Source organism: Nakamurella flavida (assembly GCF_030811475.1).
Classification (GTDB): Bacteria; Actinomycetota; Actinomycetes; order Mycobacteriales; family Nakamurellaceae; genus Nakamurella; species Nakamurella flavida.
On sequence record NZ_JAUSQV010000001.1, the window covers coordinates 1,862,513 to 1,887,200 of the forward strand.

The following is a 24,688-nucleotide window of genomic DNA, read 5'->3' on the forward strand; positions in this document are numbered from 1 at the left end:
GGATGGACCGGATGACCGCGACCGATGCGTCCCCCGCCCCGCCCCCCCGCCGCACTGCCGTCGTCACCGGGTCCGAGTCCGGGATCGGCCGGGCCACCGCGGTCGCCCTGGCCGAGGCCGGGTACGACATCGGGGTCACCTGGTTCCGGAACGAGGCCGACGGGCGGCGCACCGCCGAGCTGGTCCGCGCCACCGGGGCGCACGCCGTCCTCGCCCCGCTCGACCTGACCGCCGTCCCGGACTGCGGAGACGTGGTCGACGCCCTCGCCGCCGACCTCGGAGGACTGGACGTCTTCGTCAACAACGCCGGCGCCGGCGGCTCCGGACGTCTGATCGACATGGCGTTCGACGAGTGGCGGAACACCATGGCCGTCGATCTGGACGGCGCCTTCGTCTGCATCCAGCGGGCGGCCCGGCTGATGGTGGAGCAGGGCCGGGGCGGCCGGATCATCGCGGTGACCAGCGTGCACGAGCACCAGGCCGGTGGCAGTGCGTACACCGCCGCCAAGCACGGCCTCGGCGGGCTGATGAAGACCGCGGCGGTGGAACTCGGCCGGTACGGGATCACCGCGAACTCCGTCGCCCCCGGCGAGATCGCCACCGCCATGAACGGCATGGCCCCGGACGACGATCCGGCCACCGACCCCGGGAGCACGAGCACCTCCGGCGCGCATCCCGGCCACCGGGACCGTCCGCCCCATCCGTTGGACGTGCACCACCGGCCCGGCATCCCCCTGGCCCGACCGGGTTCGGTGCGGGAGGTGGCCGACGTCGTCGTCTTCCTGGCCTCACCCGGGGCCGGGTACGTCACCGGGGCGTCGTGGGCGGTCGACGGCGGGATGATGCAGATGGCCCCGCTGGGCGGGTCGCTCATCGCCACGGACGACTGGCGCGGCTGACCCGGCGCGTCACCGACGCCGCGCCGCGCACCCCTGGCCGGACGGCGGGCCCGGGTGGATGCTGACCCCGGGTTCGTTCCGTGACCGTCGGGGGTCGTCGTGCGTCGTGGTCTGCCGGTTCTGCTCGTCCTCCTGTTGACGGTCGGTCTGACGGTGCTGTCCCCACCCCGGCCGGCGTCGGCCGCCGTGCTCGCCGACGGATTCACCGACACCACCGTCGCCGCGGTGGCCCGGCCCACCGCGGTGGCGCCGACCGGCGACGGCCGGGTCCTGGTGGCGAGCCAGACCGGGCAGCTGCGGGTCGTCCGGGACGGCGCCCTGGTGCCCACGCCGGCCCTGGATCTGGCCGCGGCCGGGGTGCTGTGCAGCAACTACGAACGCGGTCTGCTCGGTGTCGCCGCCGGCCCCGCCAGCGCCGGCACCGTCCCGCTGTATCTCTTCTACACCGCCCGCAACCCGGCTGACACCGCGCGGAACTGCCCCCAGGCGTACACCGGTCAGGACGCCCGGGCACCCCGCAACCGGGTGTCCCGCTTCCTGCTCGGGGCCGACGACCGCGTCGTGCCGGGGAGCGAAACCGTGCTGCTGGACGGCATCTCGTCCGCCAGCGGCTACCACAACGCCGGCGACCTCCACCTGGGCCAGGACGGGACGCTGTTCGTCAGCACCGGGGACGGGATGTGCGACTACGCGGGCGACAGTGGCTGCGGCCCGGCGAACGACGCGGCCCGCGACCGCAACGCCCTGGTCGGCAAGATCGTCCGGATCACCACGTCGGGCGCCGTCCCGGCGGACAACCCGTTCGCGAGCGGGTCGGGGACCGCATCCTGCCGCACCGGACCGGTGGCCGTCGGCCTGACCTGCCGGGAGATGTACGCCACCGGCCTGCGCAACCCGTTCCGGATGGCCTTCGACCCCGACGCCGCCACCACGTCCTTCCGCATCCACGACGTCGGGCAGGACCTCTGGGAGGAGATCGACCAGGGCATCGCGGGTGCCGACTACGGCTGGAATCTTCGCGAGGGACCATGCGCGACCGGCACGCAGGCGCCGTGCAGCCCGACGCCGGCCGGTCTCACCGATCCCGTGCTGTCCTATCCGCACAGCTCCGGGTGTGCGTCCATCACCGGCGGCGCCTACGTCCCGGACGCCGCCGGCTGGCCGGCCGCGCTGACCGACGGCTACCTCTACGCCGACTACGTCTGCGGGAAGATCGTCGCCGTGTCCCCCTCGGGATCCACCACCGACCTGGCCACCGAGCTGGGCACGGGTAGCGCCGTGGCCATGGCGTTCGGCCCGCAGTTCGCCGCCGACGGCGCGGTCGTCCCCGGACGCCAGGCCCTCTACTACACCACCTATCTCGGCGGGGGCGAGCTGCACGCGATCACCGCGAGCGGGACCGCGAACCGGCCACCCGACGCCGTGCTCACCGCGTCGACCACCGACGGACCCGCCCCGCTGGCGGTCACCCTGGACGGTTCGGCGAGCAGCGACCCGGACGGCCAGGCCCTCACCTACCGCTTCGACCCCGGTGACGGCTCCGGGGTGGTGAATGGAGCGCAACCGTCGGTGCGGCACGACTATCCGGCGGGTACGTGGACGGCGTCGTTGACCGTCGTCGACTCCGCGGGGGCCACGTCCGCCCCGGCCACCGTGGTGGTGCGCTCCGGCAACACCGCCCCGTCGGTGCGCATCCTCGCCCCGGCGTCCGGTGACCTGTTCACCACGGGTACCAGCTACCCCCTGCGCGGGGAGGCCACCGACGCGCAGGACGGGGTGATGCCGGCATCCGCGCTGCGCTGGACGGTGATCCGACACCACGACACCCACACCCACCCCTACCTCGGCCCGCTGACCGGCAATGCGCTGAGCCTCCTCGGCCCGGAGCCCGAGGACCTCTCGGCCACCCGGAACAGCTGGCTGGAGGTGCAGTTGGCGGCCACCGACGCCCAGGGCGCCACCACCACCGTGTCCCGGGAGTTCCGTCCGCGGCTGGTCCCGGTCACCGTGGCCACCGAGCCGGCGGGACGACGCGTGCTGGTCAATGCCGAGACGGTCACCGGCGGCACGACGATCACCTCGTGGGCCGGTTTCGGTCTGCGGGTGTCGGTACCCGCACAGACCGACACCGCCGGTCGCTCCTACGGTCTCGACGGATGGTCGGACGGCGGCGCGAACGCCCACACCGTCACCACCCCGGCCGCCGCGACCACCCTCACCGCCGCCCTGTCGCTGCGCGGGTTGCAGGCCGCCTACTTCGACGGGGCCGACTTCACCGGCGCGCGGGTGGACCGCCTCGATGCGACCGTGGCCTTCGACTGGGGCAGCGGGAGCCCGGCCCCGTCGCTGGGGCCGGACACGTTCTCGGCGCGCTGGACCGGCCAGGTGCAGGCGCCGGTGAGCGGGACCTACACGTTCTCCACCACCAGCGACGACGGCGTGCGGCTCTGGGTGGGCGGACGTCTGCTGGTGGACCAGTGGGCCGACCACTCCCGCCGGACGGACACCGCGACGATCACCCTGACCGCGGGCGTCCGGTACCCGGTGGCCATGGAGTACCACGAGACCGGCGGGGCGGCGGTGGCCCAGCTGCGCTGGTCGTATCCGGGTCAGGGCACGCAGATCGTCCCCACCGACCGGCTCTTCCCGCGGTACGCGGTGACGTTCCGGCCGGCCACCAGCCCGACCGTCCCGGGGTGGACCACCGACTCCGGCGGGGCGTTCGCCGCCCGGGCGGGGCTCCGGTACGGGTGGAACGCCCCCGTGCTGGTCCGGGACCGCGGCGCGACCGACATCCCCGACGAGCGGTACGACACCCTGGCCCTGCTCCAGCAGGCGCCCAATCCCACGGCCCGGTGGGAGCTGGCGCTGCCGTCCGGCAGCTACGGGGTGCGGATCGTCGCCGGCGACCCGAGCTGGACCGACTCGATCTACGCGCTGACCGCGGAGGGCGTTCCGGTGGTCACCGGCCGGGCCACCGCCGCGGCCCGCTGGCTGGATCGGACGGCCGCGGTCACCGTGTCCGACGGCCGGCTGAGCATCACCGACTCCGGCGTCGCCCGGAACAGCAAGATCAGCTTCGTGGAGGTGTCACTGCGCTGACGGCCGACCCGGGTCGGTCACCCCTCACCCCTCGGCGAGCACCGCCCGGAGCCGGTCGGCGAAGGTCGCCGGATGGTCGACGAAGCCGAGGTGACCCCCCGGGAACTCGACGGCCCCGGTGCCGAGGTCGGCCGCGAGGGCCCGGGCCGCGAGGCCGCAGGTCTGACCGGCCGAGTCCTCCCCGACCCCGACCACGATGCGGGTACCCGACCCGCGCAACCGCGCGACATCCGGCACCCACTGGGTGGTCGAGAGCATCTCGTGCTGCAGGAACCGCTGCTCGTCGGCCCCGTCCTGCGCCACCGCCTCCCCGCCGGAACGTCCGGCCGCGAAGTGGACCGCCACCGAGGCGTCGCTGATCCCCCGTTCCAGGGAGTGCCGCACGGTCTCCTCGGTCGCGATGCGCCGCTCGGCCCGATCGGGCAGCAGCTCGGGCAGGGGCGGTTCGTGGGCGACCACGGTGCCGAGCAGGTCGGGCTGGGCCAGCGCCAGGGCGAGGGCGGCCACCGCGCCGCCGCAGGTGCCCAGCACGGCCACGCCCGAGTCCCCGGTGGCCCCCGCGGCCCCGACGTGGCGGACCAGGCGGGCGAGATCGGCGGCGCGCAGCTCGGGGAACCGTTCCTGCTCGGGGTCGTCGACCGGACTGCGCAGCACACCCCGGGGATCGGTGGTCAGCACCCGGTGGTCACGCGCCAGCTCGTCGGCCAGCGCGGCGAATCCCCGGGCATCCATCGGTCCGCCGATCAGGGCCAGCAAGGGTCCGGCCCCGCGGAGCTCGTAGTACAGGTCCGCCCCACGCACGTGCAGCACACCGGGAACGACGCTCGCGCTCACCGGTCACCGCGATCGCCGGCACGCCGGGCGCACCCGCCGACCACCGGAATCGGGTCCTGCCTGCGCTTCCGCGACATCCGGGCACGCCTCCCCCGCGCCGGCTGGAGCGGCGCCTCGGCCAGCCGTGGTCTCGACTGGTGTCACTGAGTGTATTTCTCTGATGACGTTTCGTCACGACCCCGTCCGGGCGTCGCCGCCGACGTCACACCGCCGGGTGCCGTGGGGTCGGTGGACACGGCAGATCCCCGTTGCCACACTGCCTGCTGCACGGGCCCGACTCCCAGGGTCCCGCGGCGACCAGGAGCTGCCATGGCCACCACGGATCCCCCCCTCCCCCCCTCGGTCCACCCGTCCTCTCCGGCCACCCCGACCGGCCAGACCCTCAAACCCGGCGCCATCGGATTCCTCGACTCGATGGTCATCGGCCTGGCCGCCACCTCCCCGGCCTACTCCCTGGCCGCCATCATCGGCCCGGTCGTCGCCCTCGTCGGCATCTTCGCGCCCGGGGTCCTGCTCGCCTCGTTCGTCCCCATGCTGCTGATCGCCTCGGCGTTCCACTACCTGAACCGGGTCGACCAGGACTGCGGCACGACCTTCTCCTGGGTCACCCGGGCGATGGGCCCGTGGTTCGGCTGGCTGGGCGGCTGGGCCATCGCCATGACCGGCGTCCTGGTCGTCGGGTCGCTGGCCGACGTCGGCGTGAAGTACACCCTGCTCACCCTGAACCTCGACGACCTGGCCGAGAACGTCACCGTCGTCCGCGTCCTGTCGGTGCTGCTGATCCTGGTGATGACCGGCATCTGCGTCATCGGCACCGAGCTCTCCGCCCGGCTGCAGAACGTGCTCATCATCGCCCAGATCGTCGCCCTGCTCGCCTTCGCCGTCGTCGCCCTGGTCAAGGCGCTGGACGGCACCAGCGCGCTGGGCGCCATCAGCCCCCGCTGGGACTGGTTCAACCCGTTCGGCGCCGGTGGCGCCGCCCTCACCGGCGGCCTGCTGCTCGGGGTGTTCGCCTACTGGGGTTGGGAGTCGGCGGTCAACCTGAACGAGGAGACCGCGGGGGCGTCCACCACCCCCGGTCGCGCCGCGATCGTCTCCACCGTCGTGCTGCTGGTGACCTACCTGGCCGTGGCCGTCGCCGTCGTCGCCTACGCCGGGGTCGACTTCCTCACCGAGAACGCGGGCGAGGAGGAGGCGATCTTCGCCTCGCTGGCCGGCGACGTGATGGGCGGGTGGTCCTGGGTGGTGCTGCTGGCCGTGGCCACCTCGGCGATCGCGTCCACCCAGACCACGATCATCCCGGCGTCCCGCACCGGGCTGTCCATGGCCCGGCGCGCGGCCCTCCCCCGCGCGCTGGCCCACATCCATCCCCGCTTCCGCACCCCCGACGTGTCCACCTGGCTCGTCGCCGGGATCGCCATCGTCTGGTACCTGGTGGTCAACGCGATCAGCGAGAACGCCCTCTTCGACTCGTTGACCGCCCTGGCCCTGCTCATCGCCTTCTACTACGCGCTGACCGGGCTGGCGTGCGCGATCTACTACCGGCGCGAGCTGACGAAGAGCGTGCGCAACTTCGTCCTCATCGGCGTCGGTCCGGTGGTCGGCGCGCTGATGTTGCTCTGGCTGCTGGTCGAGTCGATCATCGACCAGGCCGACCCGGCCAACTCCTCCACCGGTGAGGCGTGGTTCGGGCTCGGCCCGCCCCTGGTCATCGGTATCGCGATCTTCGGGTTCGGCATCGTCTACATGGTCTTCTGGCGACTGGCCCACCGGACGTTCTGGCTGGAGCGTCCCGGGGTGGCCGACCCGGAGCTGGCGGCCGTCCCACCGCGCCGCAGCAGCCGCACCGCACCCGACCGGAACGCCTCCGGGCCCGACATCCACGACAGAGGGAACCGACCATGACCGTCGTCCTGGGGTACGACGAATCGCCCGGCGCCAAGCGGGCACTGGACCAGGCCATCGACATCGCCGGTCGCTACGACGAGCGCCTGGTGGTGGTCTACGGGGTCAGCCCACCCGGCGGCCTGGGCGAGGAGTTCCAGTCCCACCAGCGGGCCCTGACCGAGCTGGCCCGCACGATGCTGCAGAACGCCGTCGACCAGGCGGCCGCCGCCGGTGTGGACGCCGTCGTCGAGCTGGTGTCCGACAAGCCGGCCGCGGCGATCACCGACGTCGCCGACCGGTTGGACGCCCGGCTCATCGTCGTCGGCACCTGGGGGGAGAGCCCGCTGCGTGGCGCGATGCTGGGCAGTACCCCGCACAAGCTGCTGCAGTGGTCCACCCGACCCGTGCTGTGCGTGCCGGCGTCCGAGGACGACACCACGGAGACGGCGGCGGTCGCCGAACCGGTGGACGCCGACCGGGCGTCCGGTCAGGGCAGGAAGTCCGAGAAGACCAAGAAGGCCGAGAAGACCAGGAAGTCCGAGAAGAAACGCGAGAAGGACTGACCGTCCCGGGGCGGGACCTCAGAACCGGCGCAATCAGGCCCGGCGCACCCGCTGCGCCAGTCGACGCACCGGACCGCCCTCGATGACGCGCACCGGGTTGCGGCGGGCGAGAGCCACGGTGAGGGCGGTCGCGAAGGTGCACCACAGCGGGTAGGGCAGCAGCGCCCAGCCGGCCCGGCGGTCGGCGGCGCCCACCCGCCGCACCAGATCGGCGGTCGACACGGCGAGTGCCGCGCACTCGGCCGCGGCGAACCACGGGCGGCTCACCCGGAAGAACAGCCAGCTCCAGCCGGTGTTGAGCCCCAGGTTGACGGCCAGCGCCCGGAGCAGGGCGGACCGTTCGTCGTGCCGCCCCTGCGCCGCCAGCGCGTCGGCGGCCACCGCCGAGGTGACGGCGATGTCGACGTAGAGCGGGGTCCAGACGATCGGGAAGACGGTCGGCGCCGGCTGCCAGGACGGCTTGATCAGGTTCCGGTAGTACGGGCCGTCCGGGTCCACGGCCAGCCCGCCGGCCACCGCGGTGCCGACGGCCGCCGCACCCGTCGCCGCCACTGTCGTCAGCTTCATCGCCGATCCTGCCTTCCTCGTCCCCGCCGCCACCGGCGGCGCTGTCGATCATGCCGCCCCGGCCGCCCGGCGCACACTGGACGCGGCCCCACCGCCTCGGGTCGGGTCCGATCCAGGAGGAACCATGAGCACCACCGCGAGCGCTGCCGGCACGTACACCCTCGGCGGGGATCTCCCCGTCGCCCGCATGGGCTACGGCGCCATGCGACTGTCCGGGCCGCACATCATGGGCCCGCCGGCGGACCGCGCCGAGGCGCTCGCCGTGCTGCGCCGGGCCGTCGAACTCGGCGTGAACCACATCGACACGAGTGACTTCTACGGCCCGCACACCACCAACGAGGTCATCCGGGAGGCCCTGCACCCGTACGCGGACGATCTCGTGCTGGTCACCAAGGTCGGCGCCCGCCGCACCCCGGACGGTGGCTGGCCGTCGGCGTTGGGCGCCGACGAGCTGACCGCCGCGGTGCACGACAACCTGCGCAATCTCGGGCTGGACCGGCTCGACGTGGTCAACCTGCGGATGCCCGGCACCCCGGAGACGCCCGACGACCGCAGCCTGGCCGAGCCGTTCGAGGCACTCGCCGCCCTGCAGCAGCAGGGTCTGATCCGTCACCTCGGGATCAGCCACGCCACCGCCGGTCAGCTGCGCGAGGCCCGCGCCATCGCCCCGGTGGTGTGCGTGCAGAACGCGTACAACGTCACCCAGCGCGCCGACGACGCCCTCCTCGACGAGTGCACCCGGGAGGGCATCGCCTTCGTGCCGTACTTCCCGCTGGGCGGCTTCGCCCCGTTGCAGGCCGACCTGTTCGCCGAGGTGGCCCAGCGGAAGGGGGCCACGACGATGCAGCTGGCCCTGGCCTGGCTGCTGGCCCGCTCCCCCGCCGTGCTGGCCATCCCGGGGACGTCCTCGGTCGCCCACCTGGAGGAGAACCTCGACGCGTCCGCCATCCTGCTGGACGACGAGGACCTGGCCGACCTGGACGCGCTGGGCCGCTGACCCGCCGCCGGCACGGGTCAGATGTCGGTGCCGCCCGCGGCCCCGCCGCTCGACCCGCCGGTGCCGGTGGCGTCCTCGCGCTGTCCGGGGACCACCCCCTCCGGGAGCTCGCCCCCGGGCATCGCACCGCCCGGACGCTGCCCGGGAACCCCGCCCTTGGGCGGCCGGCCCCCGGTCCCGGTGCCGCCCGTGCCACCCGTACCGGCGTCCGGCACCGGGGCGAGCGTGCCGTCCTCGCCGGGCATCGTCCGCGACCGCCCGTCGGTCCCGCCGGGGCCGCCGAAGCGTTCGGTGGAGGTCGTCCCGGCGGTGGCGGCGGTGGCGACCGTCACGCCACCCACCACGGCGACGGCCGCCGCCACGGCCACCGCTCCCGCCGCCCGCCGCCACCCCGCCGGCGGTCGCCGGTTCGGATCGGGCGCCCCCCACACCGGGGCGGCATCCGGGCCCGTCGGCCCCACCGGCCGGGTCGCTCCGGCTCCGGCCGCGCTCCACGGGTCATCCGACGGGGCTGCGGTCGTCCCGGGGCCGTCCGGGCCGGCGGGGGCCGTCCACGCGTGGTCGGGCAGGTCGTGCCGGGGCACGCCCGAAGGTGCCTGGGCGTCGCCCCACCGGTCGGGCTGCACAGCGGGGATGTCGGGATTCGGGGGATTCTCGGGGGTCGCGGCCATGGGCACACCGTCGGGCGCCGACCTGTCCGGCGGCTGTGTCCCGGCCGGGGAACTGCTGGGTCCCGCCCGGGAACCGCGGGGCCGGCCGGTCGTACCCTGACCCCACCGGGACGTCGGCGACCCATCGGGAGCACGCACCCGCCGGCGGCCCGCCCGCACAGCGCACGCACAGCAACGACCTAGCTCGGACACACTCCCGGCGATCAAGGTGGTGCCCATGACCAACGCACCCTTCCCCTCCGTGCAGGCCCGCGAGGAGCGCGCGTCGCTCAAGGGACCCGACGGCCGCCCGATCCGGGTGCTGGTCGTCGACGACGAGTCGACGCTGGCCGAACTGGTCGGGCTGGCGCTGCGCTACGAGGGATGGGACGTGCGGACCGCCGGCGACGGGATGACCGCGCTGGCCATCGCCCGGGACTTCCGCCCGGACCTGGCCGTGCTGGACGTGATGCTGCCGGACATCGACGGCCTGGAGGTGCTGCGGCGGCTGCGCACCGACATGGAGCGCATGCCGGTGCTCTTCCTGACCGCCCGCGACGACGTCAACGACCGCATCGCCGGCCTCACCGCCGGTGGGGACGACTACGTGACGAAGCCGTTCTCGGTCGAGGAACTGGTGCTGCGCCTGCGGGCCCTGCTGCGTCGCTCGCACGTCGCGCTGACGTCGGACTCGTCGATGGTCGCCGTCGGAGATCTCACCCTGGACGAGGACTCCCGCGAGGTGCACCGGGGCGGCGAGCTCATCCAGCTCACCGCCACCGAGTTCGAGCTGCTGCGGTTCTTCATGCGCAACCCCAAGCGGGTGCTGTCCAAGGCGCAGATCCTGGACCGGGTGTGGAACTACGATTTCGGCGGCCAGGCCAACATCGTCGAGCTCTACGTGTCCTATCTCCGCAAGAAGATCGACGCCGGGCGCGCCCCGATGATCCACACCATGAGGGGCTTCGGATATGTCCTCAAGCCGGCGGTCTGACCCGGCCCCGACTCCCGCTCCGCCCGGCCCGACCACAGCACCGCCCATGGCACCGACGGGACGGCGCCGCACCCTGACCCTGCGCACCAAGCTCACCGTCTGGATGACCGCGCTGATCGTGGCGGTCTGCGCCGTCATCGCGGTGGCCACCGAGGTGGCGATCAGCGGGTACCTGGTCCACCAGCTCGACGAGCGGCTGACCTCGGCGCAGAAACGCACCGAGCAGGGCGCCGGCGGGATCGACCGCGACGGCGACGCGGGCGGGGGGATCGTGCCCCGCCCGTACCCGACCACCGGGACGGACTGCGGTGGCCCGTCCTTCCTCGTCGCCGGCGGGGCGTCGGACGGCACTCTGGGGGCCCGGGTGGTCGACGGCACCGTCGAGTCGGCCGGGGTCGTGCAGAGTGCCGCGTCCTGCACGGTGGTCCCGGACGCCGTGGCCGCGGAGCTGGCCGGGCTGGTCCCCGGTGCGACACCGCAGACCATCACCCTGGCCGGGTTCGGCGACTACCGGGTGAGCGCCGCCGAGGGGCGCTATGGCGACGTGCTGATCACCGGCCTGCCCCTGGCCGACGTGCAGGACACCCAGCGCCGGCTGGCCGTGGTGATGGCCCTGGTGTCCGGGATCGCCCTGCTGGCCGGTGGTCTCGCCGTCCTGCTGATCGTCCGCCGAGCCGTGCGGCCGCTGGAGCGGGTGGCCGCCACGGCGCGGGAGGTGGCGACCCTGCCGCTGGACCGCGGCGAGGTCGACCTGGGCGTGCGGGTGCCCGCCCGCGACACCGACCCCCGCACCGAGGTCGGTCAGGTCGGCGCCGCCCTCAACCAGATGCTGGGGCACGTGTCCGGGGCGCTGTCGGCCCGGCAGGCCTCGGAGACCCGGGTCCGGCAGTTCGTGGCCGACGCCTCCCACGAGCTGCGGACCCCGCTGGCCGCCATCCGCGGGTACGCCGAGCTGGCCCGCCGGGAGGGGGACGACCCCGAGGGGGTCGCCCACGCCCTGCGCCGCGTGCAGTCCGAGTCCGAGCGGATGACCAGCCTGGTCGACGACCTGCTGCTGCTGGCCCGACTGGACTCCGGGCGGCCACTGGACCGCACCGAGGTCGACCTGACCATGCTGGTGATCGACGCCGTGTCCGACGCGCAGGTCGCCGGCCGGGACCACCACTGGCGGTTGGACCTGCCGGACGAACCCGTCGCCACCGTCGGCGATCCCGCCCGGTTGCACCAGATCGTGGCCAACCTGCTGGCCAACGCCCGCACCCACACCCCGCCCGGCACCACCGTCGTCACCGGTGTCGCGGGGGACGCCGACGGTGTCCGCATCGAGGTCCGGGACGACGGCCCCGGCATCCCGGCCGGGCTGCAGCCGGAGATCTTCCACCGCTTCGTCCGCGGCGACTCGTCCCGGTCCCGGACCGCGGGATCGACCGGCCTCGGGCTGGCCATCGTCGCCGCGGTCACCGCGGCGCACACCGGTCGGGTGGAGGTGGACAGCCGACCGGGCCGGACGGTCTTCACCGTCCACCTGCCGGTCTCCGGGGCCGACGTCGCGCCGGCCGTCCCGGAATCGTTCGTCCCGGCCGAGACCGACCGCCCCTGAGGTGATCCCCGTCGCCACCCCGACGGCGGCCGGGTCGGCACCGGGCGGACCCGCGGATGCGACGGCCGCCACGCCCTCAGCCGACCCCGTCCACCCATCGACCGCGGTGCAGGACGGCGGTGGCCCGGTACCCGTCGTCCAGCACGACCAGATCGGCGGACGACCCGGGGACCAGGTCACCCACCGTCCCCAGACCGAGGACCGCGGCGGGCGTGGTCGAGGTCTGCCGGACCGCGTCCAGCAGGGCCCGATCGGGATCGTCGGCGCCGGCCCGGACGGCCCCGCCGAAGACGTCCGGCATGGTGGCCGTGCTCCCGGCCACCACCTCGGTGCCCGGCAGCCTGGCCACTCCGTTCCGGACCTCGACCCGCAGATCGCCCAGGGTGAAGGCGCCGTCGCCGCCCCCGGCCGCGGCCATGGCGTCGGTGACCAGGGCGATGCGCCCGGCCCCGGCCGACGCCGCGACGAGCCGGTACACCGCCGGGTGCAGGTGGACCCCGTCCATGATCAGTTCGACGGTGACCCGGTCGTCCTCGAGGAGGGCGGGCACCGGCCCCGGCTCGCGATGGTGCACCGGGCGCATCGCGTTGAACAGGTGCGTGCCCACGGTGGCGCCGGCGTCGACGGCCGCGCGGGTCACCTCGTACGAGGCATCGGTGTGCCCGACGGCGACGACGACACCGGCGTCGACCAGCCGACCGACGGCTCGCAGACCTCCCGACCGCTCGGGGGCCAGGGTCGCCATCCGGACGGCACCGGCACCGGCCCGCACCAGCGCGTCGACCTCCTGGTCGCTGGCATCCCGGAGCTCCGCGAGAGGATGTGCACCGCAGCGCTTCTCCGAGATCCACGGGCCCTCGAGATGGATCCCGGCCAGCGCCCCGTCCGCGACGAGTTCCCGGAGCGCCGACACCGCGGCCACCAGTCGACCGGGCGAGCCGGTGACCAGGGAGGCGAGCAGCGTGGTCGTGCCGTGGCGCCGGTGCAGGTCGACGGCGCGCAGCGCCCCGACCGGATCCCCGTCCGGGAAACTGCCGCCCCCGCCGCCGTGCACGTGGACGTCGACGAACCCCGGGACGACCACCCGGGCCCCCAGGGCGACCTCCGGCCCACCCGGATCGGGCTCGACCGGCCCGGCGCCGGTCGCGACGACGACGGCCCCGTCGGTGCGCACCCACCCCGGGCGGAGCAGCCGGCCGCCGGCGACGACGGTGTCCGCGGTGATCAGCATGCTGCCTCCTGGGCCGGGGTCGGGGTGCCCGGACCGCCCGGGCGGGGTCCGGGACGATCGCGTCGTCCGCCGCGCTGCGCGGCCGCACCGGCGGCGACGACCATCGCGATCCCCACGGCCTGCGCCGGGCTCGGCCGCTGGTGCAGGACGAGCAACCCGAGCAGGACGGCGAACGCGGGTTCGACGGCCATCAGGGTGCCGAAGGCGGTGGCGGTCATCCGCCGCAGCGCGAGCATCTCCAGCGCGAACGTCAGCACCGGGACGAGCAACGCGACCCCGGCCGCGACGAGCAGCACGCCGACGGTCATCCGGCCGGCGGACTGCGGCACCCCGACCAGGGCCGCGGTGACCGCGGCGACCGGGATGGTGAAGGCCAATCCCCGGATGCCGCTGAACCGGTCGCCGATGCGCCGGGTCAGCACGATGTAGACGGCCCACCCGACGGCCGCCGCCGCGGCGGCGGCGATCCCGACGGCGTCGACGCGCCCCGTCCACGGCTCGGTGAGCAGCACGACCCCGACCAGGGCGAGGCCCGGCCAGGCCAGCGCACGCCGACTCCCGCTGCGCAGGGCGGCCACCCCCAGCGGGCCGAGGAACTCGATGGCCACGGCCGTCCCCAGGGGGATCCGTTCCAGGGCGGCGAGGAAGGCGATGGTCATGCCGCCGGTGGCCACGCCGAGGCCGAGCAGGGTCGGCAGATCAGCGCGACGGACCGACCGCAGCGGCGGGCGGGCGAGGAGCACCAGGACGACGGCTCCGAAGGACAGCCTGAGCCAGGCGGTCCCGGCCGGACCTATCTCGTCGACCAGACCGACCGAGAGGGCCGAGCCCAGCTGGACCGAGAACATGGCCGTGACCGCCAGCCCCCACGGCGGCACCCGACCGACTCCGGCCCTCATCGGACGGGACCTGTTGTCGGAGCCGGGATGTCGACGTGCGGACCCGGCGCGGCGATGGTCCGGCGGGCGATGCGGACGTCCGGGCCCAGCCGGCCGAGCGCCGTGCACAGGTCGTCGGCCGCGGCACCCAGCGCGTCGTCGGTCAGCGGGTCCAGGGCGTCGAGGATGAACAGGGCGCGGGTGGTGTCGTCCTCGAGTCGGGTGCGGCGGGCCTGGCGCCAGTTCCAGCGCCGGCACGTCACGCCCGCGTCGTCGGTCCAGATCACCTCCCCGGGCTCGGGGTGCTCGACCACCGGGACCCCGCCGTCCACCGTGTCGAACACCTCGGTCCCGGTGGCCCGGATCAGCGCCGGCGGACCGACGTAGCGGGCGAGATCCTCCCCACCCAGCGGGATCCGGTGCAGGACGGACACGGCGTTGTACAGATCGGTGAGCCGGTTCACCCGCGGGAGCCCGGTCGCCGCGCGCCGCAGCAGCGCCTCGACACTGCTGCGGGTGCGTTGCGGCTTGGCCCCGAAGGCGCGGTAGGCGTCCCGCCAGCAGGCGACCAGCGGCAGCCGGTCCACGGGCGTGTCGCGCAGGGTGATCCGGGCGGATTCCTCCGCCGCCGCGACCATCGCCTCGGATCGCGCGTCGCTCGGGCCGGAGACCAACCCGTCGACCACGACGAGAACGGCGCGGTAGTCCGGGCGGAGGGCGAACACCGCGTCGTCCACCCGGGCGCCGTCCAGGACCCCCTGCAGGCCAGGCCGTCTCGTCGGATCGGGTGGTGTCACGGGCTCAGACATCGCCCACCGCCCGGCCGGCCCGGGCCGCGCCGGGCTCGAAGACGGTGAGCACGAAGCGGACCGGCTCGTCGTGGGTGTCGGCATAGGCGTGCGCGACGTCGCCCGGGAACGCGACCGCGTCGCCGGCGGCGAGCGTGGTCGCCCGGCCGTCGGTCGTGACGGTCAGGGTGCCCTGCCGGACGTGGATGAGCTCGCGGGTACCGGGCTCGTGGGGCTCGCTGACCCGCTGCTCGCCGGGGTGCAGGGTCCACTCCCACAACTCGCAGGCGTCCGGGGTGTCGGCCGCCGCGGCCAGCAGGACGCCGCGCCCGCCGGAGTCGCCGCGCCACAGCACGGCGCCCTCCCCGCGGCGGGTCACCACCACCGAGGCCGGCTGCGGGTCACCCACCAGGGCCGGCAGGCTCAGGCCGAGGGCGTCACCCAGGCGCAGGAGCGTCCCGATGCTCGGGTTGACCACGCCCTGTTCGACGTTGACGACCATGCGGCGGCTCACCCCGGCGGCCTCGGCCAACTGGTCCAGGGTGCGGCGCTGCGCCTGGCGCCCCTGCCGCACGCGGGCACCGATGCGTCCCGCCAGTGCTGCGGTGTCCTCGTCCATGAGTGCAGCATAGTGCATTGCTGGTGCAGTGGCGGGCGGAGGGGCGGTGACCTGTGCACGCGATGCCGGACTCCGGGACGGTCACGCGCCGGCGCCGGTCGCCCGACCGCCGCCGACCCCGGTCAGGCCGCCGGCGCCAGCTGCTCGGCGATGCCCTCCAGACACCACTGCCACCCGGTGCGCATGCTCTCGACCACGTCCTCGCCGGACAGGCCCGCCACGGTGAGATCCAGCCGGGTTCCGGTGTCGACGGGCCGGAGAAGCACCGTGCAGCTGGTGGTCTCGTCCATGTCCGCACCGGCGGTGCGCACGTCGAGCACGAGCCGGGTGACCGGCTCGTAGACCGAGAACGTCGCAGTCTCGCAGTACTCGTCGCCGGCCGGGCGGGGCCCGAAACGGATCGCGTAGCCCCCACCGGACCGCGCGTCCACCTCGCACGAGGAGACACTCCATTCCGGGTCCGGACACACCCAGCGCCGCAGCAGATCGGCGGTGGTGAAGGCGGCCCACACCCGCTCGGGGGGCGCGGAGTGGATGCGGTCGAGATCGAACGACAGGAGCCCGGTGGTGGTCATGTCTCCTCCAGAAGGATGCCGAGAGCGTCGAGTCGGGTCGATCAGAGCGCCTGCTGCTGTGCGGTCCACGTGGCCACCGCGACGAGAGCGTCGTCGCGCAGCCGGCATTCGCGGATCCGGCCGCGTTTGACCGTCGTCACCAGCCCCGCCTCCTCGAGCACGCGCACGTGCTTCAGGACGGCGGGGAGGGACAGCGTCGTCGGCGCGGCCAGGGCACCGGCGGACGTCGGCCCACGGGCGAGGCGTTCCACGATGGCCAACCGGGTCGGGTCCCCCAGCGCCGCGAACTGTTGGTGAACCATAAGGTTCACCATTGACCGTCTGGGCGTCGGTGTCAAGACCAGGTGCTTGCTCAGCCCGCGGGCTGGACGACGAAACGGCCGGCTGCGTAATCGATCCCGACGACCGCCCGCTGGAACAGGCCGATCCCGGTGTTGTAGGTCGCGTCGCCCAGCCCGGTGAGCAGCAGGGCCTCGGGAGAGGCCGGTGCGGCCGAGGTCGTCGACCAGAGCGGGGCCGCGGCGCCGGGCGCGGAGATGCTCACCGCCTGCCCGGCGGGCAGGAAGGTGTCCAGCGCGCCGAGGGAGGCGAAGGTGGTCGCGTTCAGGCCGAACACCGGGTTGCCCAGATCCAGATCGGTCGGTGCGCACGCGTTCGGTGCGGTGCCGACGGTCCAGCACAGCGACACCAGGCGGTCGTACCCCACCGCCCCGTTCGGATAGGTGGCCGGGGTGCCCGTCATCCGGGACATCGGCAGCACCGTCGCACCCGCGGGCGCGGTGACCGGGCCGAGGGTCATGGTGCCGCCCCCGGAGCCGGTGAGATCCAGGGTGACGCCCTGTGCGGCCGTACCCGGCAGCTGCAGCGTGGGTGCGTACACGTCGCCGGCCGCGGTGGTCGAGCTGTTGCCCGTCCCCACCCCGAGCATGCCGTCGGTGCCGGCGAAGGTGCCCGGCGCCCCGGCCGAGGTGTCGACGAGGGTGACGCCGATGGGGGCTGCGGTGCTGACCCCGCCCAGCTCGACCACGGCCTGCCCGAGCGTCCCGGATGCGGTGCTGCCACCGAACTCGGTGCTGACGGCCCGGCCGGTGTCGGTGGTGCCCGGACCGGCCGCACCACTGGCCAGCAACAGACCGGAGGAGCCGGTGTCCAGGCGGACGGTGACCGGCGCACCCCCGCCGACGGTGATCTGCACGGTGGCGATCAGCGCGCCGTCCAGCGCGGCCACGGTGGACGGAGCCAGGGTGACCGGCACGACCACGGAGCCGCCGGCCGCCGGGGACGGGGTCGGAGCCGCCGACGCCGCCGGGGAGGAGGCCGCCGCGGACGCCGCGCCTGACGAGGTCACCCCACCCGACGACGACGGCAGCGGCGGCGGTGACGACTCCGCCGCCGCGACCCCGGCCGACGGAGCTCCGCCGCCCCCGCACCCGGCCACTCCCACCAGCACCGCCATGACGGCCAGAGCGTGCACCGCCCACCCGTTCCTGCGCCGCCGCATGGCTGCTCCTTCCCCGAACGGCGCCCGGCATGCGCCCTCGTGACTCACGGTAGCCATCCACTGCGTCAAGTGACCGTCTGCTGGCGGCGGAACACAGCCACGGCACAGCTCAGCGCGGGGACCGGCACAGCGGGCCGACCGAGAGTCGCGGTCATGACCACCGAGACCCTCACCGCCCGGGCAGGCACCATGGATCCGCTCCCCCCGTCCACCGTCCCGACGGTCGCCCGGGAGTCGGGCCGGCCCGGCCCGGCCGGCCACGGAACGCCGGGGATCAGCACGGCACTCGACGTGGTGATCCCCGTGTTCAACGAGCAGGACGACCTCGAACCGGCGGTGCGCCGACTGCACGCCCATCTGCGCGACCACCTGCCGCTGACGTTCCGGATCACCGTGGCGGACAACGCGTCCACCGACGCCACCGGCGCCATCGCCGACGCGTTGGCTCGCGAGCTGCCCGGGGTCCGCGTCGTCCACCTCGCCGAGAAGGGCCGGGGACGGGCTCTGAAGCAGGCCTGGTCGGACTCGGACGCCCTGGTCCTGGCCTACATGGACGTGGACCTGTCGACCGACCTCGCCGCTCTGCTGCCGTTGATCGCCCCGTTGATCAGCGGGCACTCCGACCTGGCCATCGGCACCCGGTTGCATCGCGGGTCCAGGGTGGTCCGCGGAGCCAAGCGGGAGGTCATCTCGCGCTGCTACAACCTGATCCTGCGCGGCACGCTGTCCGCGCACTTCTCCGACGCCCAGTGCGGGTTCAAGGCCATCCGGTCGGACGTGGCCCGGCGCCTGCTGCCGCTGGTCGAGGACACCGGCTGGTTCTTCGACACCGAACTGCTGGTGCTGGCCGAGCGCAGCGGCCTGCGCATCCACGAGATCCCGGTCGACTGGGTGGACGACCCGCACTCCAGCGTCGACGTGCTCGCCACGGCCAAGGCCGATCTCCAGGGCGTCGCCCGGGTCGGCCGCGCGCTGGCCGCCGGCCGGCTGCCGTTGGCGCAGATCCGCGCCCAGCTCGGCCGGGCCCCGCTGGAACCGCAGACCCCCGGGGTGCCGAACGGGATGGTTCGTCAACTGGTCCGCTTCGGCGCGATCGGTGTGCTGAGCACCCTGGCCTACCTCGTCCTGTTCGTGGCCCTGCGCGATCTCGCCGGCAACCAGGGTGCGAATTTCCTGGCCCTGGCCATCACCGCGGTGGCCAACACCGCGGCGAACCGCCGGCTGACCTTCGGCGTGCGGGGCCGGTCCGGGATGGGCCGCCACCACCTGCAGGGCTTCGGGGTGTTCCTCCTCGGCCTGGCCGTGACCAGCGGCTCACTGTTCGCCCTGAACCACCTGGACCCGGCGGCCGGACCGGGCCTGGAGATCAGCGTCCTGGTGCTGGCCAACCTCGTCGCCACCGTGCTGCGGTTCCTGCTGCTGCGCGGGTGGGTCTTCCGTCGCTCCGCGCCGCGTCCGCAGGTCGCACCGGAGACGGCCGGCTGACCATGTCGCTGCTCACCCCGCCGGCCCGGCCGGCCACCCCCGCTCCCTCCTCCGTCTCCGGTTCCCCCGTCACCCGCTACCCCGCCACCCGCTCCCCTGCCACCAGCACCGAGAAGGACACCGCCATGACCGCGACGTTGAACCACCCCCCGGCTGTCACGGAGGTGACTCCCCCCGCCGGCAGCTCCCCGGCTCCGGCCGTGCCGCCCCGTCGTGGCCGGCTCGCCCGGCTGGCCCTGGGGCCGGTGGGGGACCCGCGGTGGGCCCGCCCCGCGCTCTGGGCCCTGCTCCTCGCCGCCGCGGCGCTGTACCTGATCAACCTGTCGGTGTCCGGGTACGCCAACGACTTCTACGCCGCCGCGGTGAAGTCCGGCACGCAGTCCTGGACCGCCTGGCTGTTCGGTTCGCTGGACTCGGCCAACGCGATCACCGTCGACAAGCCCCCGGCCTCGCTGTGGATCATGGGCCTCTCGGCGCGGTTGCTCGGCTTCTCCTCGTTCTCGCTGCTGCTCCCCCAGGCCCTGATGGGCGTGGGCACCGTCGCCGTCACCTACGCGGCGGTCAAGCGCTGGTCCGGGCCGGCCGCCGGCCTGGTCGCCGGGGGGCTCGTCCTGCTCACCCCGGTCGCCGCGCTGATGTTCCGCTTCGACAACCCCGACGCCCTGCTCGTCCTGCTCATGGCCGTGGCCGCCTACTTCGTCGTCCGGGCCATCGAGACCCCCCGGGGCGCAACCGCTCTGCGCTGGTTGCTGCTGGCCGGGGTGGCCATCGGTTTCGCCTTCCTGACCAAGATGCTGCAGGGCCTGCTGGTGCTCCCCGCCTTCGGTGCCGCCTACCTGCTCGCCGCACCCCGCGGCCTGTGGACGCGCATCTGGCACCTGCTCGCCGCGGCCGGTGCGGTCGTCGTCTCCGCGGGCTGGTTCATCGCCCTGGTCGCCCTGTGGCCGGCCGCGTCCCGCCCGTACATCGGCGGCAGCACGGACAACTCGCTGTGGGAGTTGGCCATCGGCTACAACGGCCTCGGCCGCATCTTCGGCAGCGAGGGCAACGGTGGCGGCGGCATGGGCGGCGGCAACACCGGGTTCGGCGGAACCGCCGGCCTGGGCCGGCTGTTCAACTCCGCCTTCGGCAGCGAGATCTCCTGGCTGATCCCGGCTGCGCTGGTCGGCCTGGTCGCCGGTGCCTGGTTCACCCGCCGGTACGCCCGCACCGATCGCGTCCGCGCCTCGCTGATCCTCTTCGGCGGCTCGACCGTGGTCACCGCGCTGGTGTTCTCGTTCATGGCGGGCACCATCCACCCGTACTACGCCGTCGCCCTGGCCCCGTTCCTGGCCGGAACGGTCGCCGTCTCCGGTCGCGAGCTGTGGCGGGGGCGGGAGAACCCCACCGTGCGCGCCCTGCTCGGCGCCATGATCGCCATCACCGGCATCTGGTCGTTCGTCCTGCTCGGCCGGGACGCCACGTTCCTGCCCTGGCTGCGCTGGCTGGTCGTCGTGGGTGCGGTCGTGGGCGCCGTCCTGCTCGCCCTCGGTGGCGGGCGCCTGAAGAAGCTCGCCGTCATCGGCCTGCTCCTCGGGTCGATCACCGCACTGAGCGGCACCGCGGCCTGGACGGTGGCCACGGCCGCCCAGGCCCACAGCGGCTCCATCCCGACCTCCGGTCCCGCGTCGGCCTCCTCGGGTGGCATGGGCGGCATGGGCGGGTTCACCCCGGGCGCCATGACCGGCACCCCGCCGACCGGCGCCGTTCACGACGGCACCCTGCCCGACGGCACGGGCACCACACCCGGCGGGACGGGCACCGCCGACGGGACGGGTACCGCGCCCGGCGGCACGACCGGCACGACCGGCACGACCGGCGGGACGGGCACGGCGCCCGGCGGCACCACCGGCACGACCCGGGGCGGCATGGGCGGCGGGTCGAGTACCGGTGCCGAGCTGATCGCCCTGCTGAACGCCACCGACACCCGTTGGTCCGCAGCTGCTCTCGGGTCACAGAGCGCGGCCGGGTACGTGCTGAACTCGGACACCGCCGTGATGGCCATCGGCGGCTGGGGCGGGAGCGACCCGGCCCCGACGCTGGCGGAGTTCCAGCAGTACGTGGCCGACGGCGACATCACGTACTTCATCGCCGGCGGCGGGATGGGTGGCGGCGGCATGGGCGGCGGCGGGACCACCAGCACGGGCAGCGAGATCAGTGCGTGGGTGACGGCGAACTTCACCGCCACCACCGTCGGCGGCACCACCGTCTACGACCTCACGGCGCCCACCGGCTGACCCGGCACCGAGACGCCGGTCGGGACGCCCCCTCGACCCCGACCGGACCGCACGGACCCGGGCCGCACGGCCCGGGTCCGTCTGCGTCCGCCCCGCCGGCCGCGCCCGGACCGGTGGCGCGCGCAGGACTCCCGGACCGTGCCCTTGACCCTGACGTAGCGTCAGGCGGCATCGTCGTCCGGGTGCGGGGCGAACGACCCCGCAGATCTCGTGAGGAGCAGCAGCGATGGACCAGAGCCGGGAGCAGTACCCGGTCGGCCGAGTGGCCGAGCTGGCCGGGGTGACGGTGCGGACCCTGCACCACTACGAGCACCTCGGTCTGCTGGTCCCCTCCGCCCGCACCGGCGCCGGCTACCGCCGGTACTCCGCGGCGGATCTCGACCGGCTGCGGCACGTCCTCTTCTACCGGGAACTGGGTTTCACCCTGGACGAGATCGCGACCCTGATCGACGATCCCGCGGTGGACACCACCGCACACCTGCGCCGGCAACGGGAGTTGTTGCTGCAGCGGACGGATCGCCTGACCCGGATGGTCGCCGCCGTCGACAAGGAACTGGAGGCACGCACCATGGGCATCGATCTGAGCTCGGAGGAGAAGTTCGAGATCTTCGGACCGACCTACAGCGAGGGCTACGAGCAGGAGGCGCAGGAGCGCTGGGGTGACACCGAGATGTGGCGGCAGTCGCAGGCCCGCACCTCGCGTTTCACCAAGCAGGACTGGATCGGGATCAAGGAGGCGACGGACGCACTGAACGCCCGGCTCGGGCAGGCGGTCGCGGCGGGGGTGGCGCCCGACACCGACGCGGGCATGGCCCTGGCCGAGGAGCACCGCGACTCCATCGCGGTGTTCTACGACTGCCCGCCGGCCATGCACCGCAACCTCGGCGACATGTACGTGGCCGACGAACGGTTCGCCCGTGGCTACGAGGAGGTCACCCCCGGCCTCACCGCCTGGCTGCGCGACGCCATCCACGCGAACGCGGACCGGCTCGAGGCCGCCGACCGGGCCTGACCGCGGCTGTCGGCACCGCGCGCACGCGCCCGGAACTGTCCCTCGCGCCCCCCACGGCGGGCGCGGACGACAGTCCCGGGCGCGTCTGCGAGGTGGGTGGCACGGGGGTCACGGGTCACGGGTCACGGGATCAGCGGATCACCGGGTCGTCCGCCGTCAGCAGTTCCAGCTGGGCGCGGCCGGGCGCTCCCTCCCAGTCCCCGGGGACGGTGCACGCGAAGGCGCCCGCGGCGTTCCCGGTGGCCAGGCACTGCTCCACCCCGGCTCCGGCCCAGGCCTCGGCCAGGTAGCCGGCCACGAAGGCGTCCCCCGCTCCGACGGTGTCCACGGCGGTGACCGCCCGGGCCGGGGCGCGGTGGACGACCTCCCCCTGCCGGGCCAGGGCGCCCAGCGACCCGAGGGTGACCACGGCCGTGCGGGCACCCATCTCCTGCAGCACCCGGGCGCAACGGTCCGGGGGGCCGTCGATGCCCGTCGCGATCGCAGCCTCCCGCAGCCCGGCGAAGACGATGTCGGCGAACGGCAGCACCGAGGAGTACCACTATGCGGCAGCGGCTTCCGACCAGAGGGCCGACCGTTGGTTCAGGTCCACGCTCACCGGGACACCCGCCGTGCGAGCGGTGCGCACCGCGTCGTCCACGGTCTGCCGCGCCGTGTCGGACAGGGCCGCGGTGATCCCGGTGACGTGCAGGATGCCCCCGGCCTGGGTGTCACCCTGGACCCGGAACGCACCCGCCCCCACCTGCGCCCGGAGGACCAGGACTTCTTCGCCTGGCCGGCGCGGGCCTGACCCGCCCCCGCACAGCACGAAGGCCCCACCCGGTACGGGTGGGGCCTTCGGTGTTCGACGGGCCCGCTGGATGCCGCGGTGCCCGCCTGGTCACCGGCGGAGGGTGGCCCGCCGGTGGGTCTGTGGGGTCACTCGGCCTGGCCGGCGACCGGAGCCTGGTCGAGCAGGCTCTGCAGCACGGCCGGGTCCTGCATCTCCATCCAGGCGATGACGTCCTGGTAGGTGGCGCAGTAGACGTCGGGCTGGCCGCACTTCTCCTTCATGAAGTCCAGGGCCGGCGGGTTGAACGAGTCGCCGTTCCACTTGTTGAAGTGGTTGGCGATGAGGATCGGCGCGCGGTTGCCGTTGAACACCTTGTCGAACATGAACTCGTACGTGCCCTTGACGATGCCCTGCAGCTCGGGCGCCGTCTCCGGCTCCTCCTGCGCTCCGTTGAACTGGGCCCAGAAGTTGTAGTCCATGGCCGTGGTCATCTTGCCCAGGCCGGGCGAGTAGACCTGCGGCATGTAGAACTCCCAGATGCCGTCGACCTTCTCCGGCCAGGCGATGCCGTTGTAGGGCGCCGGGATGGACGAGTCGTACGTCATGCCGAACTGCTTCCACGCCGGGATCAGCGTGTCCAGGGAACCGGTCAGGCAGGGGGTGCGGCCGCCCTTGACCTCACTGGTGGGCACCTGCAGGTCGGGGGCGTCGGTGTAACCGTTGAGGGTCTTCCAGTCCTTCATGAAGGTGAAGAACTGGGTGAGTTCGCTCGTCCAGTCGGCGGTGCTCCACTGGTTGCCGCCGGGCAGGTTGTCGTCGCAGAAGTGCCCGTTGTAGTGGGTACCGATCTCGTGCCCGCGGGAGTACGCCAGGTTGAGGTCGTTGACCTCGGTGACGATCTCCTCCTCGGGGCCGCCGTAGCCGATGGAGGCCTTGCCCGGGGCGTGACCCGGACCGGTGTACACGGCGGCGTTCTTGGCCGGGTCGCCGAGCAGGTAGATACCGGACAGGAAGCCGGTGAACCGCGAGTTCGACTCGGCGGCGGCGTCCATGAAGGTGTTCCAGCGCTCGTGCGAGCCGGCGCCGTCGAACGAGAAGATGATGAATTGCGGGGGCTTCTCGCCCGCGGCCAACTTCGTCATCGGCACGTTGCTGGCCGGGCGACCGTCGGCACCGGCGGTGGTGGCCGGGGCGCTCGACTCGGCCGAGGTGGAGCCGTCCGTGGCCGGGGTGGTGGAGGCCGGATCAGCGGCGGACGTGGCCGAGCCCGGGTCGGTGCTGGCCTGACCGGGGACGGTCCGGGTGTTGGTCACCGTGACCGGCGCGCCGCTGGCGGTCGTGCTCTGGCTGTTCCGGCTCTGGATCACCAGCACCGTGGTCACCACGGCCAGCACCACTGCCAACCCCAGGACCAGATATCGGCCTCGCATGAACTCCCCGTTCTGCTCGTCTGCGCGG

23 protein-coding genes are annotated in these 24,688 nt (G+C 73.9%); 11 read left to right on the top strand and 12 right to left on the bottom strand.

Annotated features, from left to right (window positions below):
- Positions 1 to 11: 11 nt before the first annotated feature.
- Positions 12 to 899 carry an SDR family oxidoreductase gene (locus J2S58_RS08370; RefSeq protein WP_205255782.1) on the top strand — a complete coding sequence of 296 codons (888 nt, stop codon included), beginning with the start codon at positions 12 to 14 and terminating at the stop codon, positions 897 to 899.
- Between the two features lie 99 nt (positions 900 to 998).
- Positions 999 to 4,001 carry a PA14 domain-containing protein gene (locus J2S58_RS08375; protein WP_205255781.1) on the top strand — a complete coding sequence of 1,001 codons (3,003 nt, stop codon included), beginning with the start codon at positions 999 to 1,001 and terminating at the stop codon, positions 3,999 to 4,001.
- A gap of 24 nt (positions 4,002 to 4,025) precedes the next feature.
- Here the strand turns inward: J2S58_RS08375 and J2S58_RS08380 are convergent, their stop codons facing one another.
- A complete protein-coding gene (locus J2S58_RS08380) occupies positions 4,026 to 4,835 on the bottom strand; it encodes an alpha/beta fold hydrolase (protein ID WP_205255780.1) in 810 nt (269 codons plus the stop codon).
- A gap of 414 nt (positions 4,836 to 5,249) precedes the next feature.
- On the opposite strand from J2S58_RS08380, the gene J2S58_RS08385 reads away from it, so the two are divergent.
- Entirely contained in the window at positions 5,250 to 6,740 is a 1,491-nt protein-coding gene (locus J2S58_RS08385; RefSeq protein WP_344470051.1) for an APC family permease, read from the top strand.
- Complete coding sequence (locus tag J2S58_RS08390; RefSeq protein ID WP_205255778.1) at positions 6,737 to 7,285, top strand: universal stress protein; 549 nt, start codon at positions 6,737 to 6,739, stop codon at positions 7,283 to 7,285. Before J2S58_RS08385 ends, J2S58_RS08390 begins: the two co-directional genes overlap by 4 nt.
- A gap of 33 nt (positions 7,286 to 7,318) precedes the next feature.
- Here the strand turns inward: J2S58_RS08390 and J2S58_RS08395 are convergent, their stop codons facing one another.
- On the bottom strand, positions 7,319 to 7,852 hold the full coding sequence (locus J2S58_RS08395; protein WP_205255777.1) for a TspO/MBR family protein: 534 nt from the start codon (positions 7,850 to 7,852) through the stop codon (positions 7,319 to 7,321).
- Between the two features lie 124 nt (positions 7,853 to 7,976).
- On the opposite strand from J2S58_RS08395, the gene J2S58_RS08400 reads away from it, so the two are divergent.
- Positions 7,977 to 8,849, top strand: a complete 873-nt coding sequence (locus J2S58_RS08400) for an oxidoreductase (RefSeq protein WP_205255776.1) — start codon at positions 7,977 to 7,979, stop codon at positions 8,847 to 8,849.
- A gap of 17 nt (positions 8,850 to 8,866) precedes the next feature.
- On the opposite strand, the gene J2S58_RS08405 is transcribed toward J2S58_RS08400, so the two are convergent.
- The gene (locus J2S58_RS08405) at positions 8,867 to 9,520 is read right to left on the bottom strand and encodes a hypothetical protein (protein WP_205255775.1); all 654 of its coding nucleotides are present in this window, start codon (positions 9,518 to 9,520) and stop codon (positions 8,867 to 8,869) included.
- A gap of 217 nt (positions 9,521 to 9,737) precedes the next feature.
- Here J2S58_RS08405 and J2S58_RS08410 point away from each other — a divergent pair, with 217 nt between their 5' ends.
- Together J2S58_RS08410 and J2S58_RS08415 are read left to right on the top strand one after the other, a co-directional pair.
- Positions 9,738 to 10,493 carry a response regulator transcription factor gene (locus tag J2S58_RS08410; RefSeq protein ID WP_205255774.1) on the top strand — a complete coding sequence of 252 codons (756 nt, stop codon included), beginning with the start codon at positions 9,738 to 9,740 and terminating at the stop codon, positions 10,491 to 10,493.
- A 46-nt stretch (positions 10,494 to 10,539) separates the two neighbouring features.
- A complete protein-coding gene (locus J2S58_RS08415) occupies positions 10,540 to 12,093 on the top strand; it encodes a sensor histidine kinase (protein ID WP_205255773.1) in 1,554 nt (517 codons plus the stop codon).
- Between the two features lie 76 nt (positions 12,094 to 12,169).
- Here J2S58_RS08415 and J2S58_RS08420 read toward each other — a convergent pair whose 3' ends face one another.
- The 7 genes from J2S58_RS08420 to J2S58_RS08450 all read right to left on the bottom strand — a co-directional run bounded on the left by J2S58_RS08420 (position 12,170) and on the right by J2S58_RS08450 (position 17,439).
- The gene (locus J2S58_RS08420; protein WP_205255772.1) at positions 12,170 to 13,324 is read right to left on the bottom strand and encodes an N-acetylglucosamine-6-phosphate deacetylase; all 1,155 of its coding nucleotides are present in this window, start codon (positions 13,322 to 13,324) and stop codon (positions 12,170 to 12,172) included.
- Entirely contained in the window at positions 13,318 to 14,223 is a 906-nt protein-coding gene (locus J2S58_RS08425) for an EamA family transporter (protein WP_205255771.1), read from the bottom strand. The genes J2S58_RS08420 and J2S58_RS08425 overlap by 7 nt, the downstream gene beginning before the upstream one ends.
- Positions 14,220 to 15,011 (bottom strand): B3/B4 domain-containing protein, encoded by a 792-nt coding sequence (locus tag J2S58_RS08430; protein WP_205255770.1) that lies wholly within the window; start codon positions 15,009 to 15,011, stop codon positions 14,220 to 14,222. Before J2S58_RS08430 ends, J2S58_RS08425 begins: the two co-directional genes overlap by 4 nt.
- Positions 15,004 to 15,609 carry a helix-turn-helix domain-containing protein gene (locus J2S58_RS08435; protein ID WP_205255769.1) on the bottom strand — a complete coding sequence of 202 codons (606 nt, stop codon included), beginning with the start codon at positions 15,607 to 15,609 and terminating at the stop codon, positions 15,004 to 15,006. The genes J2S58_RS08430 and J2S58_RS08435 overlap by 8 nt, the downstream gene beginning before the upstream one ends.
- Positions 15,610 to 15,731: 122 nt before the next feature.
- Positions 15,732 to 16,184, bottom strand: a complete 453-nt coding sequence (locus J2S58_RS08440) for an SRPBCC family protein (protein ID WP_205255768.1) — start codon at positions 16,182 to 16,184, stop codon at positions 15,732 to 15,734.
- Between the two features lie 41 nt (positions 16,185 to 16,225).
- Positions 16,226 to 16,486, bottom strand: a complete 261-nt coding sequence (locus J2S58_RS08445) for an ArsR/SmtB family transcription factor (protein WP_205255767.1) — start codon at positions 16,484 to 16,486, stop codon at positions 16,226 to 16,228.
- Positions 16,487 to 16,536: 50 nt separating this feature from the next.
- The gene (locus tag J2S58_RS08450; protein ID WP_306827664.1) at positions 16,537 to 17,439 is read right to left on the bottom strand and encodes a pepsin/retropepsin-like aspartic protease family protein; all 903 of its coding nucleotides are present in this window, start codon (positions 17,437 to 17,439) and stop codon (positions 16,537 to 16,539) included.
- On the opposite strand from J2S58_RS08450, the gene J2S58_RS08455 reads away from it, so the two are divergent.
- The 4 genes from J2S58_RS08455 to J2S58_RS08470 all read left to right on the top strand — a co-directional run bounded on the left by J2S58_RS08455 (position 17,429) and on the right by J2S58_RS08470 (position 22,458).
- Positions 17,429 to 17,728, top strand: a complete 300-nt coding sequence (locus J2S58_RS08455) for a hypothetical protein (protein WP_205255765.1) — start codon at positions 17,429 to 17,431, stop codon at positions 17,726 to 17,728. The genes J2S58_RS08450 and J2S58_RS08455 overlap by 11 nt on opposite strands.
- A gap of 110 nt (positions 17,729 to 17,838) precedes the next feature.
- Positions 17,839 to 19,170, top strand: a complete 1,332-nt coding sequence (locus J2S58_RS08460) for a bifunctional glycosyltransferase family 2/GtrA family protein (protein WP_205255764.1) — start codon at positions 17,839 to 17,841, stop codon at positions 19,168 to 19,170.
- 125 nt (positions 19,171 to 19,295) lie between these two features.
- Positions 19,296 to 21,446 carry a glycosyltransferase family 39 protein gene (locus J2S58_RS08465; RefSeq protein WP_205256058.1) on the top strand — a complete coding sequence of 717 codons (2,151 nt, stop codon included), beginning with the start codon at positions 19,296 to 19,298 and terminating at the stop codon, positions 21,444 to 21,446.
- A 226-nt stretch (positions 21,447 to 21,672) separates the two neighbouring features.
- Positions 21,673 to 22,458 carry a MerR family transcriptional regulator gene (locus J2S58_RS08470; protein WP_205255763.1) on the top strand — a complete coding sequence of 262 codons (786 nt, stop codon included), beginning with the start codon at positions 21,673 to 21,675 and terminating at the stop codon, positions 22,456 to 22,458.
- A 130-nt stretch (positions 22,459 to 22,588) separates the two neighbouring features.
- On the opposite strand, the gene J2S58_RS08475 is transcribed toward J2S58_RS08470, so the two are convergent.
- Positions 22,589 to 22,987, bottom strand: coding sequence for a carbohydrate kinase family protein (locus J2S58_RS08475; RefSeq protein ID WP_205255762.1), 399 nt, complete (start codon positions 22,985 to 22,987; stop codon positions 22,589 to 22,591).
- A 389-nt stretch (positions 22,988 to 23,376) separates the two neighbouring features.
- Positions 23,377 to 24,660: a polysaccharide deacetylase family protein gene (locus tag J2S58_RS08480; protein ID WP_205255761.1), complete on the bottom strand. Its 1,284-nt coding sequence runs from the start codon at positions 24,658 to 24,660 to the stop codon at positions 23,377 to 23,379.
- Positions 24,661 to 24,688: the final 28 nt, after the last annotated feature.